Raw genomic sequence first — 13615 nt, 5'->3', positions numbered from 1 at the left:
CAACAGTGGGCCCTGAGGACTCTTAGGAGACTCTGTGGTGCGTCTTACACGACCGCCTAGAGGGGGGCAGCTCCGTGTCGGGCTGAGAGCCCCTGAGTCTGCTGTGGACTCCTAAGGCCGCTTTCCTGACAGACAGAGGCTTGTCCCTCCCGCTCTGAAACGTTTTCGGTTCTGGTCCTCCAAGGGCTGGTCCTAAACGCCCCCCTTTCGTTCCTAGAAGAACATCCTCTTAGGAGGGAAGGGGGTGCATTACTTCCCACCCAAAGGCCGCCTAAGCCGTCCTCATTGGCCGGAACTCTCAGGCGCGCCCAAAATCCAAGGATAGTCTGCCCTATGCAGAACACCATCGGCTTACGCGAGCCTACTTTGGCCCTCGTATCGCCGCAGGACTTTCTGGACCGCATGACGCGCTTATGGTCCGCCCCGCCTTTCAATATGAAAACCACTCCAGCCCTTCTGGGTGGATGGCGTGTTCTCGTGGATCACTTCCACCGTGTCGCATGCAGTAACTTGACTGGCACTGAGCAAAAGCTGTCCTACGCACTGCCGCTGCCTACGGGCTCCGGAAAGACCGAGGGGACCTGTGTGTACGCGGCGCTCCAGGCCGAGAGAAACCTAGGCCATCCCAACCCGGTCGGCATGCTGATCGTAACGCGGCTCATTGTCGACGCCAACAAGGTTGCTGAAAACATCAACGCAATGGCAGGGCGTGTGGTCGCTGCCGCTCATCACAGCGAGCACAAGCTGACCGCCTCCGAAATGGCAGAGTTCGACGTGCTGGTGATCACGCATCAAGCGTTCATGAACGCCGCTGAGGCTTTCGCGGCACACGCACCCGAAAGGTGGGACGTGTTGCACCAATGGTCCAAAGGGACGCGTGCGTTGATCGTGGTGGATGAAGCGCTCGCCAACGCGGTCGACCACAACGAGGCTACGAGCGCTGATCTTGATCTGGTGTTACGGGCTGTCCCGTACGAGCTGCGGGCTGAGTATCCGCTTGCGCTCAAGGACCTGGAAACGCTCAAGTCCTACTTGGAGCGCAAGGAGAAGGATCAGGCGCCGGGGCGGGACATGTCGCAGATGCTGTGGGGCGAGGGTGCGCCGGAACATGTACGGCAAATCAGAGGGCTTCGCGGTGCCATGCGGGAGGCGGCCTTTGACCCCGCGCTGTTCAATGAAGAAGCGCAGGAAACCGTGGATGCCATCCTCGAGGATGTCGAGGTGATGTTGGATGGCTACGCCTATTACTATCGAAGCGGCGCGCAGCATTCCCTGAACTCCTCTCGCTATCTCATCCCGCGCGGCATGCCCGGGCTCGTGATCCTTGACGCCACCGCGAACAGCAACGTGCTTTATGAGCTGCTGGAAGGAGACGTGTATGTGGTCCCGGTGCCTGGGGGCATCAGGGACTACGGTAACGTCACGCTCCACGTAGCGCGCACCACCGCAGGGCTGGGCAAGAGTAAGATGAAGGAAACGAAGCACCTGCGTATTCCCCGGCTGGTCCGAGAGGTGGCGAACGAAGTTGGCCCGGGCCGAAAGCTGTTCATTTGCGTCCATAAGGGATCCAAGGACCTCCTAGCAACCTTCAGCACACCGGAGATGCCGCTAAATGTCGGCTGGTGGGGCGCGGTGGATGGCAAGAATGATTGGGTCGCCTGTGATGTCGCGGTGATATTCGGGTTGGCTTACATGGACCCACGCCGCGCTATCGGCAGCGTCTTGGCTGTGAACGGGCCTCAGGACAACGCGTGGCTTCAGTCACCACCCGCTTACAATCAGCACGCCAACCTGCCCGAAATGCTGGCCATCAGAGATGTTGCCGCGTCTGTCGTTCAAGCAATCAACCGCGTGCGGTGTCGGCGGATGGCGGACGCCTCGGGGCGCTGCGAAAAGACCGACGTGTACATTGTGCTCCCGAAGGATTGGCGCGGCGATACGGTGCTGGAGCACATACACCTCAACATGCCTGGTATCCACGAGGTGCCCTGGGATTTCGAGCCTGATGGTCCGAAGGTGTACGCGCCGCGCAGCAACTCAGCGGCCGAAGCCGTCATCGGCCTAATGCGTGACCGCAAGCCTGGAGCGGTGCCGTTGCCTCACGTACAGCGAGAGCTATCGTTGACCAAGAGACAGCTGGCTCGACTGAAGGAGGAGTTGGCAAAGGCCACAAGCAAGATCACAGCCGCGCTGCGTGAGATTGGCGTGATCTACAAGGTGGAAGGTAGAGGCAGGGGGGCAAAAAGCTACCTCGTGAAAGCCGCGTAGCCTCACGAGCAAGACATAGGCCGCACACAGGTATCCCTCGGGAGCCCGCGTGCGGCCTTTTTTCATCTCGGTGGCAGCTGGCAGGTGAACCTGTAGATACCGCCGTTCGCTTCCTGAAGGACGGCCACTTTCCCGACCTTCCCGCAGTGCTCCGACGCGATTGAGCCGGGGTTCGCGTAATTGCCGGCCTTAACCGAGACCTGTTGCGCGTTGCCAGATATGATTTCCGCGCTGTATCCGGGCGGTGTGCACTGGGCCAAACTTAATGCTGATAGCATTGCGCCAACGAAACGGAGTGCACCCGGTGCCTCCGCGGCTCTCGTGGTCTGCTGCGCACGTTTCATGACTGCTCCGCTCAACATCCGAGACGCGCAGCGGCAATGGGGGCCAAGACGTCGAGAATATCAATCCCGAGGCGCTCGGCCGTTCTCTCGGTCCATCCCTCGAGCGCCTGGCCACCCAACAGCAGGCATTCGTACAGCCGCGACATGGCCAGCGGGCCCCGACTTTCGTGGCCCTGTTGACCGACGCTGATTAGCCCCCATGCGAGTTTGACGCTCTCCGTCAGCAGTGCGGTGGTGAAGTTCTTTGTGAAGCTAGTTCCAGACATATAGCGCCCCATTGTTTTTCCCCAGTGAGCCCAGCGCCCCCGGGTCACCTCAGGTTGTCTTGGTGCCACGTATACGCGCTATACTGACCGGCGCTTGGACACGCGACAGGTCCAATCCGGGGTAGGAAATTTTCTCAACAGCTTCTTTTAGAACGCGCGCGCCCCAGCGCATCAGCATGTTCTTAGCGCCATACTCGCCACTAACAGACGGGTCAGCATGCCCCATGAGGGCCTTGCGGACTTCTGCTTCCACCTTCGCTGCGCGCGCTCGATCCGTGAACCCGTGCCGGAAAGAGTGGAACACCATGTCGCGGTCTTTGATGCCAATGTGTTCGCGCAGGTAGTAGCCCCACCATTTGGACCACGCCTTGATGGCGCCGCGCCCTTGGTCAGGCGCGATGGCGGGGAATAGCCACGCCTTCTCATCCTCGCGTCTGCGGCTTGCGGCGTATTCCAGAAAGCCCAAGGCGATGAGCTGCGAGTGTACGGGCACCACGCGCTCTGATGTCTCTGTCTTAACCCTCCGGCCGGCCTTCTTATCTGGAACGATCCACAACAACGGAGTGCCGGTGTCAGGGTCTTCCCGGACATCCGATGCGCGCAGGCCCGCGAACTCCGATTGCCGGCCACCTGCGAACAACGCGAGAAGCGGAAGCCACACCGCTGCAGGCCCTTTGCCACCCTCAGGAATCTCTTGTTGGGTGAAGAGGGGTGCATCGAAGATTGCTTGGAGACCGCGTGCGTCGAAGGGGCCGCGTGTGGAGCGCTCCTCCTCCAGCCGCATGTCCTTGAACGGGTCGGACCAAGGTACTTCATCAGGCACAAGGCCGTTTCGCTGCCCCCAGCCCGCGATGGCTTGCACGGCGCCCAGCTGCTTGTTCACGGTGCCTGCAGAGACCTTGGGTGTGTCGGGGTGCTCACGGCCCCATTGGCTCAGCTCAGGGAGACCGGCCTTCAACAGCGCACCCTTCCGTGTCCTAGGGACCAGCTGGAGGGCTTCTCGAAACGTGCGCGCGTGCGAGCGCTTGATGTTGGCCACCGGGAGGTTTCCGTGGAGCTGTATGAACATCTCGACAGCACGCGTGTACTCATGGACGGTGTCTTCCGGCCGCGCGCGCTCTTTCTTCCAGCCATCCAGCGCGTCCCGCAGCGTGCCTCCTTCGTGGGCCGCAGGGATTCCTGAGGGCGTGTAGGTCAACTGCGGGGTCTCGATGGGCTCGCCCGCGTTTCGCCGCTCGATGTCCTTCAAGCCGCGAACGTGCGCGGTCAGCACCGCCATTCCCAGCTTGCGGTATGAAGGACTCTTACGGTCTAGATTGCACTGAAACGCGTAGAGCAGCTCGTCCAATTGCTCTCGGATGACGGTGATGTCGCCTCTGGCCAGCGCCGCTGAGGCTGCGGGCAGGAGCAGCTTTACCAGCTCCACCTGCTTCACAAACTCACGCTCTGACATCCCAGTCTCGGGTAAGGCACCTACAGCGAACGCTGTTTCGTATTCGACGCCCGCCGCATCGAGCTGCTTGGCAACCTTCTGGAACACAGGTTCCGAGCCGGTGCCCTCTCGCCGCTCTTGTTCGTCTTCGGCCAACAGGGTTGCGTAGTAGCTTTCGGCCATGCGCTTGATCTGCACATCGGTTAGCACGGTGACCACTGGCTGTTCCTTGAGGAGCGCTTCGGCCTGTCCAATGATCCGGCCGAACTCGGCCAGCACGTGGGGCGCGGCGGCCTTGGCATCCTTCAGGTTCTTCGTGCCAAGCGATTTCTTCAGAAAGACGCGGCGGGGTTCGTCGGCATCGAGGACACGCGCGACCGCCTCCTGAAGGCGCTCAGGCACCCTCTGCTGGACGTAATAAGTCCCATGCCGGTCTTTGACTATGTTCATCGACACGCGAACCAAAAGCTACGTCCTTCTGCTACCACCTGCAGCAGGAAAAAGCCAATGATTGCGCTATGTTACTGGGTTATCAGAGCTTCTTAGGATGCTGGCGCTCCCTAGCGGAATCGAACCGCTCTCTCCACCGTGAAAGGGTGGCGTCCTGACCGATAGACGAAGGGAGCAAAACGCCCTGCCACGACTGAACGCTCGTGGCTTCGCGCAAAGCCTTGCAAACTGCCGGTAAATCGTTGTTTTCAGGCGAAGATCGACCGGGCCGGACCGGCGGAGGGCGGCTTTCGCCACGGCTCGCCGGCCGGCGAACGTATAGAGGCGTTTGCGCGGTGGGGCAAGACTGCGCGGCAACCATCTTGGTCGCCGCCCACAAAGCGGTTTTTGCTTTGAAAAATCAACAGTTTTTAAAGATTGAGGTGGTTAGCCCTAGCGCTTCGGGAGAGCCGGACGATGGCGCCGACGAAAAAACGAGACAGCCGCAAGCTTTTCGGGCAACCCGCCTGGATCACCCTCGAGGGCGGATTCGCGGCGCGCCAGTGCGTGATCGCCGATATCTCTTCGTCCGGCGCGCGGCTCGTGCTCGACGACATCAATATCTTGCCCGCCAGGCTCCGCCTTGCCTTCGCCCGCGACGCCCGCACGGGGCGGACCTGCCAGGTGGTCTGGCGCCGCGGCAAATCGGTGGGCGTCAAATTCGTGCGATAGCCGCCGCAACGTCATTCGCGGGGTGCGCGCAGACGCGAACCCGAAATCTGGAGATTCCGGGTTCGATACTGTCGCATCGCCCCGGAATGACGGCCGATATAGGCGGCCCTCACGACATCGGCGGCGCGACGTATTGCTTAAATCCCGGCCGCTCGGCAATGAGTGCCAGCCAGCGCTCCAGATGCGGCTGCCTGGGCCGCGTGATGCCCTCGACCCCGAGCCAGCGCCGCGCATAGGCGCCGAGCGCGATGTCGGCGAGGCTGAAGTCGTCGCCTTCGATATAGCGGCGCGTCGACAGATGATGCTCAGCGACCCGCCAGACCTCGGCGGCCGCATCGGCATCCTTTTGGATCGCGGCCATGTCCCGGCTCTCCGGCGGCGTCCGCACCAGGGCCCAGAACACCGGCCGATCGACCGGCTGCACCGTGGAAAGCGTCCAGTCCAGCCAGCGCTCGACCGCGGCGCGCCGTTTCGGCTCCTTCGGATAGATGGGCGAATCCGGCCGATAGGCGAGGCAGAGATAACGCATGATGGAATTGGATTCCCACAGCGCATAATCGCCGTCGACCAGCGTCGGCACGCGCGCATTGGGGTTCATCGCAAGATAGTCCGCTTCATGCGTGCGGCCGAACTGCATGCCAGCATCGATGCGCTCGAAGGCGAGGTCGAGCTCGGCGAGGCACCACAGCACTTTCTGCACATTGACCGAATTGGCCCGGCCCCAGATCGTCAGTCCCTGACTCACGGCGCGCTCCCGTCGAATACGCTTTTTACTCAGGCAACCGTCTTAAAGCGCGCGGCGCCAAAATGCAAAAGGCTCTGCGGTTGACGCGGAGCCTCTTGTGCCGTGCGGCGATCACAAACTCAGTGGCAGGACAGGCGGAAAGCGGGCGACCTTCCGGCTGTCGCCACCAAGACGGCTACCAGTGGCCGGTATTCGGCATCGAGGCCCAGGGCTCGGCCGGCGGCTTGGGCTCGCCCTTCTGCAACAGCTCGATGGAGTGCAGGTCAGGCGAGCGCACGAAGGCCATATTGCCGTCGCGCGGCGGACGGTTGATGGTGATGCCCATCTTCATCAGCTTCTCGCAGGTCGCGTAGATGTCGTCGACCTCATAGGCGAGGTGGCCGAAATGGCGGTCTTCGCCGTATTTCTCCTCGTCCCAATTATAGGTGAGCTCGACCAGCGGTGCGCCGCGCGTCGGCGGCAGCGACTTCAGCGCTGCTTCGTCCTCGGGCGCGCACAGAAACACCAGCGTGAACCTGCCTTTGTCGTTTTCGATCCGGCGGACTTCCTTCAGCCCGAGCGCATCGCGATAGAACTTCAGCGCGGTATCGAGCTTGTGGACGCGCAGCATGGTGTGGAGAAAGCGCATGTTCGTTGTCCTCCCTTGAGGGCCGGTTGGTTGCGGGAGGGTTCTTAGCAGCAAAACCATGCCGAGGGCAGGGTCGCGGACCTGCAACGGCTCGCTTGTTGCGATCAAATTCGCTCCATTGGAGGGGCCTTTGCGCCGCAAGATGCGCAGAAGCTTGCCGCGGCTGATCCTTCGGTTCCTCCGTACTTCTCCGGATATATGTGTGCCCGGCAAAGCACAACCGGATGGCTGCGTTGGCTTGATCGTGAGGCCGCGATTGCGGCGGAATCAACGAATCAACTAGACCCCGAGGCGGGGCTGGGAAGCGGAGAGTAAAGAATGAGAGTCGCTTCCTTGGAAAGTGTATTGGCGGCGGCCACGCTGGTGTCGGCCATCGTCGTCGTGCTGTGGGGAATCAAGATTCTCCACGGCGCGTGAACTGACAGGAGCCTGCGTCGAACAAGAAACCTTCATTCAAGAGGTCCGCGACTGAGGCGTCTTCCGCGGCGGCGGAAGCCTGCAGTTCAGGCAGAAAGACGGAGCGTTCGGCAGGCGTTCGACTTTTCTTACGTCGCGCCGGGATGATCGCGTTTCCGTTTACGCCCCAGGATTCACGCCTTCGATTTACGGCCTAATTTACGATCCAGGCGAAGCGCCGCAGCGTTCAGTCGCATGGACGCGTTGCAGAAAAGAGTCACGTCGTCACGACGACAACAAAGCCTGCGAAAGTCGTTGACGACGAATCGATTGCGGCTCAAAGCTTGCGCCATCACCAATGCGTATTGAGTTCGTTATCGGCCGCCGCTGATGCGCGCGGGCCGGAAGGAATGTTTGGTCCAAGGGTCTCATGCATTTTGGCTTCTACATGATGATCGCAGCACTCGTTCTGATGGGTCTCGAGGTCGTTTACGCGCTTTATCAATTGGCAACTTTCGTGCTCTGAGTCCTTCGATCAGGGCTGCCTGTCGCGTGCCGGGATGTAGGACTTCGTCGTGCGACCAGTGATACGTGCGCCGATCTAGACCGGCAGGCCGAACTGGACCGCAGGCGAACGGCCGGCAATTGGAGGCGCTCGGGTCCGCTCGACGCGGCCGCCGGCCGGCTGTATGTTGTGGAGGAGGGGGCACTGATCCGATGCGGAACGGGCTCTATTCCATCCACATCCACATGCTTGACGGTGTGGAGGGCCGCGACAGCGGCATCATCATCTTGCGTGATGGCAAGCTGATCTCGGGCGGCCCGTATTTCTGGTCGGTCGGTACCTATACGAGCGGTAACGGAACCTGGAAGGGCCAACTCGCCACGAACCAGCACACGGAATTTCCGGATCCGTTCGTTCGCCCGCTGTTCGGCGGCAAAGAAGTGACCAGCGGTTTTTCAGGGACCTTTTCGGGCGATCATGCCGAAGTATTCGGCACGACGCTCGTGGGCACCCGCAGCCTGAGCTTTCATGCAACTTTAAAGCGCCTCGCGGATATCTGATGCGCGGCGCTGCGGCTCATCTTGGGCGGTGGGCGGTCTCGTTATCGTCGCCCGGCGGCTTGTGGTGGATCGCAAGCACGACGAAGCCGGCATAGCCGATGAGATTGATCAGAACTTCCATCCAGGCTGGCACGGGCACACTCCTAAGTTGATAACAAGTGCCGAAGGTCGGACTTGGTTCCCGGTCACCCGACGGATGGAAGCTGGTGCGCATTCACTTGGCGCGAGCTGGTTGTGGCGACCATTCAAAAGAAACAACCCGCCGACATCCTGAAAAGATGTCGACGGGCCTTCACGTGCTCTAGCCTCTCCAACAGCTCGCATAACGCTGCGCGCATCGCTTCGTTCCCGGCAGCTCGATTTTTCGGATGCTCTGGTGGCGTTGCGGTTCCGCTTGCACGCAGCAGTTCCCCGAAACCATCGCATGCGGTTTGCGTTGGGAGCGCAGGGCCACAAGCGAGGAGGAGATGGGTATGAAAAGAGCTCTCGCGATCTTGGCGACAGCCGCAACGTTAGGCGCGACCACGATGGCCGCGCCGGCACAGGCGCGCGGCTGGGGTCCGGGATTGGCTTTCGGTCTCGCCGCTGGCGCCTTGACCGCAGGCGCGATCGCGGCAACCAGCCCCTATTACTACGGACCGGGTTACTACTACGGCCCGGGTCCGGTCTATTATGGTCCGGGCCCTTACGCCTATTACGGCGGTCCGTACTACCATCGGCACCACTACTGGCATCGCTATTACTGGTGATGCAAAAAGCCCGGAAGTATCTGCTTCCGGGCTTTTTCAGGCGCTCAACTGCTTTGGGCGTTACTTGGCGCGCGAGGCGCGCTTCGCGGCCATAAGCGTCACGGCCAAAATGAGGGGCGGCCACCCTTGCGCGCATTTTCCATGGTCGTCGTGAAATATTCTTCGCGCTCGCGCTCGAATTTTTCCTGTGTTGCGCGGAAGCTTGCGATGCGCGCGGCGATTTCTTCGCGTTCTTTCGCGAGGCGGTCCTTTTGTTCGGTCATGCCGATCCTTTCTTGTTGGAGTCCTCCGCGCCACGGCATCGGACTCGTGTACTCGACGGGAGTTTGAGTCGTACATCATACATTGCTTACGCGATTGGGGCGCGATTTGGGAAAGAGCGACACGGCTTTGTGATGCGTGCAGACGCGATCTGCGATCTGTTGGGAGCAGCGCACGCTTGGTGGTGGATAAGACGCAAGCCGTCCTTGTCGCAAACGTGGCTTCTCGATACGCAAAAAGAATATCGCAACGCGCGATGTGACCTTCCGTCCGGACCGGTCAAAGATCGGCTGAAGATCGGGAGCGTGCAATCGATCAGCGGCGCGAGGATGGCTGTTGCGTACCCTTTGCGTTCGCCAATGCATGCAAGGGTGCCGCGGTGCACGACGAACAAGACATGATGAACAAGAGGGGAGAGCAGATGGCAAAGATCGATCTTGATGCAATGAGCATCGAAGAACTCGCGAACCTGCGCGACCGTGCAATCGAAAAGCTCGCGGAGAAGGTCGCGGCCAGGCAAGCGGAGCTGGAGGCGGAACTCGAGCGCTTGTCGCAATATGGCGGCAAGGCGGCAAAGAAGAAGGAAGCCGCGCCTCCGGTCGCGCGTCCAAAGAAGAGCGAGAAGAGCATCGAAGCCGAGCAGGCCAAGCCGGAAGGCGAACCGCCGGTGGCCGAGGCGGCCTGATTGCGGATGGGCGCACGCCAATAAAGACCGGCTAACGAGCTTTACCGACCGGGAGACCTTGCAAGGCGCGGAAGACGACGTCCTGCTGGCCGTGCTAGATTGAGCGCGGCCAGCACAATCGGTTCATCGCCTATGATCGCATCGGATCTTCGTAGCGGCGTGGAGCGGCTCGGCGAGATGATCGCCGAAGCGTCGATCATCGTTCCCTTCACTGGCGCCGGCATCTCCACCGAATCTGGCATACCTGATTTCCGTTCGCCGGGCGGGTTGTGGACCCGCAACCGGCCGATCCCCTATGATGAGTTCGTCGCAAGCCAGGAGGCTCGTGACGAATCCTGGCGGCGGCGCTTTGCCATGGAACCGACCTTTGCCGCGGCGAAGCCGGGGCGCGGCCATCGCGCACTCGCCGCGCTTTATCGCGCCGGCAAGGTTCCCGCCGTCATCACCCAGAACATCGACAATCTCCATCAACGCTCGGGTTTCGCGCCCGATCATGTTGTCGAGCTGCACGGCAACACGACCTATGCCCGCTGCATCGGTTGCGGCAAGATTTACGATCTCATTTGGGTCAAGCAGCGCTTCGATGAGAACGGCGCGCCTGATTGCATCGAGTGCGATGAGCCGGTGAAGACCGCCACCATCTCCTTTGGACAAGCGATGCCGGAAGATGCAATGGAGCGCGCGAGCGAGCTCGCACAGGCATGCGACCTCTTTATTGCGATCGGATCATCGCTTGTGGTCTGGCCCGCCGCCGGCTTTCCAATGATGGCCAAGGATGCCGGCGCCCGTTTAGTCATTATCAATCGCGAGCCGACCGATCAGGACGATATTGCGGATCTGGTGATCCGACACGATATCGGAGAAGCGCTAGGCCCCTTTGTGGGCAACTAGAACCCGCGCCCGCAAAGCTGCGTTAGCGCAAGGTCGCCGGAGTGGCGCAAGGTCTAAGGCTCGATTGATTCGGCCTGTGCAAGCTGTTCATAGGTTCCGACAATTTTGTTTTTTTTCTATGCGCCGCAAGCCGGGATGTTATCTTTTGTTTTGAGAGATTCGCGCGGGTTCATCAGAGAGCATCGTTGATAGCGCGAGTTCGGGTGCCGTCGCGGGTGGCGGACGGCGAAGGTTGTGAGGTCCGGATTTATGGGGTCGGACAGTTTTGAGTCCAAGAAGGGCGGAGGTCCCCTGTCGAGCGGGACCGGGGCAAACCGGCTTGGACCGAGTGAATTTTCAAGCACTGGGCGTGACCGTGATCCGGCGATCGACGCGATCTCCGGATTGGGGGACACCGCCAACCTGGTCGAGATCAGCGGAACCATCAAATGGTTCGATGCCTCGAAAGGGTATGGTTTCATCGTACCAGATAATGGCTGGCCCGACGTGCTTCTGCATGTCACCGTGCTGAGGCGCGACGGCTACCAGACCGCCTATGAGGGCGCTCGCCTGGTGGTTGAATGCGTGCAGCGCGCCAAGGGCTATCAGGCCTTCCGCATCCTCTCCATGGATGAATCCACCGCGATCCATCCAGCGCAGATGCTGCCGCCGAGGACCCATGTCACGGTTACTCCGACGAGCGGGTTGGAGCGGGCGCAGGTCAAATGGTTCAACCGCCTGCGCGGCTTCGGCTTCCTCACCATGGGTGAGGGCACGCCGGATATTTTCGTGCACATGGAAACGTTGCGCCGGTTCGGCATGACGGAGTTGCGTCCCGGCCAATATGTGCTGGTCCGCTTCGGGCCCGGAGCCAAGGGCATGATGGCGGCCGAGATCCATCCCGAGACCGGCTCGCCCGCGCTGTCCTCGCACTAACCGAACCATCGTCAACGGGCGGGAGAGGCCATATCTAACCCGTCTTCCTGAGGCGCGAGCCACCGGGTCCGCGCGGAGCGCGGCCCGATGACAGGCTCCGCGAGCCTCGAAGGATGCACGGTCCCGCTGCAGCCACCCGGGCCGTGGCCTTCGCGACAACTGCGTCGTGGCCTCCTCTCGGGGAGACGGATCTAGCTTGGTCTCAGGGAGACGGATCTAGCATGGGCGCCCGGTGTCGATCTGGGAGGCTTTGGAGTCGGCTGCGGGACCCTCAAAATGGCGAGCCGCGCATAATCGCTTCCATAGCCTTGCTGCCGCCGCCCTGAGCGTGTATCTCGCATGGCGAGAAGCGGGGTATAGCGCAGCCTGGTAGCGCGGCAGTTTTGGGTACTGCAGGTCGTTGGTTCGAATCCAGCTGCCCCGACCAAAAATCCTTTTTATTTCAATAGATTGCAGGACGCGTATTTGAGGCCGGGTTAGTTGTGAATTTCCGCGCCGAGACCGTCGATCACACAACGCCGCTCAGCCTCCGCGCTCCTCGTCGGCGTGATACCGCATGGATCGGAGGCCTTTGCAAAGAAGGCAAACCACGACGATGACGGCAGCGACTCCAAGCCGATGCCCGTCGCCCCTCCGATGTACCTGGACATGAGAATGATCTGCGGCACCGTGCCCGCTGGCTCCTTGCTCGCGCTCGCCAGCGGCAACAAACATGCGAGGCAGTTCGAACAGCCGCCTCGCATTCGCTTTCGATGCACGGGCCTGCCGCTTCGGCCGCGCGTCGTGGATTCGCTCTTGTCAACGAAGGCCTGATTGACCGACACCGGTGAGGTCGGGGCCTGCATGGCGTGACGCCGAATTGTTGGCCGCCATTTCAGACAGGCAAGGGCACCTGACGGCCTCTGGATGGATCGGCTCATAGCGAGAACGACCGCAGCCCAGAGGAGCGCCATCAGAATCATCGGCAGCAAACCTTCGACGTGACGACATTTCTTATGTGCCGCTGGATGCGACGGAGGCGCGCTCGCCGGTCATTCTCGGCTACAGGAAGAATCATCCGTCGACGCTTCTGCGTCGGTTTCTGGCGATCGTTCGCGGAATATAGGCTTCGAGCAGGGATAGCTTCGGCTTGCAGGCCTGTCGTCTGGCCATGCGCTGCCTGTGGCGTCAGGCAATCAGTTCGATTCTTCACATGTCGTCTCGGTCTCTCCGCCAAAAGGCAGCAAAAATCATTGCGCGTAAAAGCCAGTTTCATGAGGCGCTTCAAGCTGATTTGGGTCGTCCAGTCCCCTGCGAAAAAATATTTTGCTTTCGTTTTTTCCGAAGTTGAGGATTAATGACCGCCGTTCCGCTCCGGCACGAGGGGCGTACGCGTCGTCACGAACGCGGAGCGGGATGCGGTGGACGCGGATGTGTCGAAGACGAACGACACGTGACGCGGACGGCGAAGTCGTGTGGTCCTGGCGCGCCCATGCAGGCGCTAAGTTCGCAGGTGATGCGTNTCGCATCGCGCGGACGACGGTGGCAAACAAGCTGGTTCACCGAGGAGAGCTCGAAGTAAGCCGTAAAACCACTGCGCAGGGAAGGCCGGAGTGTTCTCCGCCTACACCTGTGGTCTTCGCGCTCTTGCGCGTACTTTTTCGCGCGAGGGCCCACGGGTGCCGGCGGGCACCCGGTCTTCCCTGCGCCCTCTGATTTCAAAGAGGGTGGCTATAAGCAAAAGCTCGGGCGCGAAATGCGCCGCGGGAATGCGAACGCGTATCCTAATGCTGTTTGAAAATTGAATCCGTGTACGTCGCGACCCATAAG

The 13615-nt window shown here is 61.0% G+C and carries 12 protein-coding genes and 2 tRNA genes; 8 read left to right on the top strand and 6 right to left on the bottom strand.

Annotation, left to right across the window (positions count from 1 at the left end; genetic code table 11):
• Window positions 1–333 precede the first annotated feature (333 nt).
• The gene (locus F758_RS0120845; protein ID WP_024509689.1) at window positions 334–2268 is read left to right on the top strand and encodes a DEAD/DEAH box helicase family protein; all 1935 of its coding nucleotides are present in this window, start codon (window positions 334–336) and stop codon (window positions 2266–2268) included.
• Window positions 2269–2623: 355 nt separating this feature from the next.
• Here F758_RS0120845 and F758_RS0120835 read toward each other — a convergent pair whose 3' ends face one another.
• The 3 genes from F758_RS0120835 to F758_RS0120825 all read right to left on the bottom strand — a co-directional run bounded on the left by F758_RS0120835 (window position 2624) and on the right by F758_RS0120825 (window position 4936).
• On the bottom strand, window positions 2624–2890 hold the full coding sequence (locus F758_RS0120835; protein ID WP_035722622.1) for a hypothetical protein: 267 nt from the start codon (window positions 2888–2890) through the stop codon (window positions 2624–2626).
• 37 nt (window positions 2891–2927) lie between these two features.
• Window positions 2928–4760, bottom strand: a complete 1833-nt coding sequence (locus F758_RS0120830; RefSeq protein ID WP_024509686.1) for a site-specific integrase — start codon at window positions 4758–4760, stop codon at window positions 2928–2930.
• Window positions 4761–4861: 101 nt separating this feature from the next.
• Window positions 4862–4936: transfer RNA gene (locus tag F758_RS0120825), tRNA-Glu, on the bottom strand.
• A 280-nt stretch (window positions 4937–5216) separates the two neighbouring features.
• Between F758_RS0120825 and F758_RS0120820 the strand changes: the two genes are divergently transcribed.
• Window positions 5217–5471, top strand: coding sequence for a PilZ domain-containing protein (locus F758_RS0120820; protein WP_024509685.1), 255 nt, complete (start codon window positions 5217–5219; stop codon window positions 5469–5471).
• A gap of 109 nt (window positions 5472–5580) precedes the next feature.
• On the opposite strand, the gene F758_RS0120815 is transcribed toward F758_RS0120820, so the two are convergent.
• Both F758_RS0120815 and F758_RS0120810 read right to left on the bottom strand, forming a co-directional pair.
• On the bottom strand, window positions 5581–6216 hold the full coding sequence (locus tag F758_RS0120815; RefSeq protein ID WP_024509684.1) for a glutathione S-transferase family protein: 636 nt from the start codon (window positions 6214–6216) through the stop codon (window positions 5581–5583).
• 175 nt (window positions 6217–6391) lie between these two features.
• A complete protein-coding gene (locus F758_RS0120810) occupies window positions 6392–6844 on the bottom strand; it encodes a VOC family protein (protein WP_024509683.1) in 453 nt (150 codons plus the stop codon).
• Between the two features lie 1113 nt (window positions 6845–7957).
• Here F758_RS0120810 and F758_RS0120800 point away from each other — a divergent pair.
• Both F758_RS0120800 and F758_RS0120790 read left to right on the top strand, forming a co-directional pair.
• On the top strand, window positions 7958–8305 hold the full coding sequence (locus F758_RS0120800; RefSeq protein ID WP_024509682.1) for a hypothetical protein: 348 nt from the start codon (window positions 7958–7960) through the stop codon (window positions 8303–8305).
• A gap of 473 nt (window positions 8306–8778) precedes the next feature.
• Window positions 8779–9054, top strand: coding sequence for a hypothetical protein (locus F758_RS0120790; RefSeq protein ID WP_024509681.1), 276 nt, complete (start codon window positions 8779–8781; stop codon window positions 9052–9054).
• 98 nt (window positions 9055–9152) lie between these two features.
• Here the strand turns inward: F758_RS0120790 and F758_RS50890 are convergent, their stop codons facing one another.
• Window positions 9153–9317 (bottom strand): hypothetical protein, encoded by a 165-nt coding sequence (locus F758_RS50890; protein ID WP_198026534.1) that lies wholly within the window; start codon window positions 9315–9317, stop codon window positions 9153–9155.
• A gap of 419 nt (window positions 9318–9736) precedes the next feature.
• Between F758_RS50890 and F758_RS44275 the strand changes: the two genes are divergently transcribed.
• The 4 genes from F758_RS44275 (at window position 9737) to F758_RS0120765 (ending at window position 12233) form a co-directional block, all read left to right on the top strand.
• On the top strand, window positions 9737–10000 hold the full coding sequence (locus tag F758_RS44275) for a hypothetical protein (RefSeq protein WP_024509680.1): 264 nt from the start codon (window positions 9737–9739) through the stop codon (window positions 9998–10000).
• A 132-nt stretch (window positions 10001–10132) separates the two neighbouring features.
• Window positions 10133–10891 (top strand): SIR2 family NAD-dependent protein deacylase, encoded by a 759-nt coding sequence (locus F758_RS0120775; RefSeq protein ID WP_024509679.1) that lies wholly within the window; start codon window positions 10133–10135, stop codon window positions 10889–10891.
• A gap of 249 nt (window positions 10892–11140) precedes the next feature.
• Window positions 11141–11806, top strand: a complete 666-nt coding sequence (locus F758_RS0120770) for a cold-shock protein (RefSeq protein WP_024509678.1) — start codon at window positions 11141–11143, stop codon at window positions 11804–11806.
• 350 nt (window positions 11807–12156) lie between these two features.
• Window positions 12157–12233: transfer RNA gene (locus tag F758_RS0120765), tRNA-Pro, on the top strand.
• Window positions 12234–13615 lie beyond the last annotated feature (1382 nt).

The sequence above is a fragment of the Bradyrhizobium sp. ARR65 genome, from assembly GCF_000472385.1.
Classification (GTDB): Bacteria; Pseudomonadota; Alphaproteobacteria; order Rhizobiales; family Xanthobacteraceae; genus Bradyrhizobium.
This window is presented reverse-complemented; position numbering and strand designations above follow the sequence as displayed.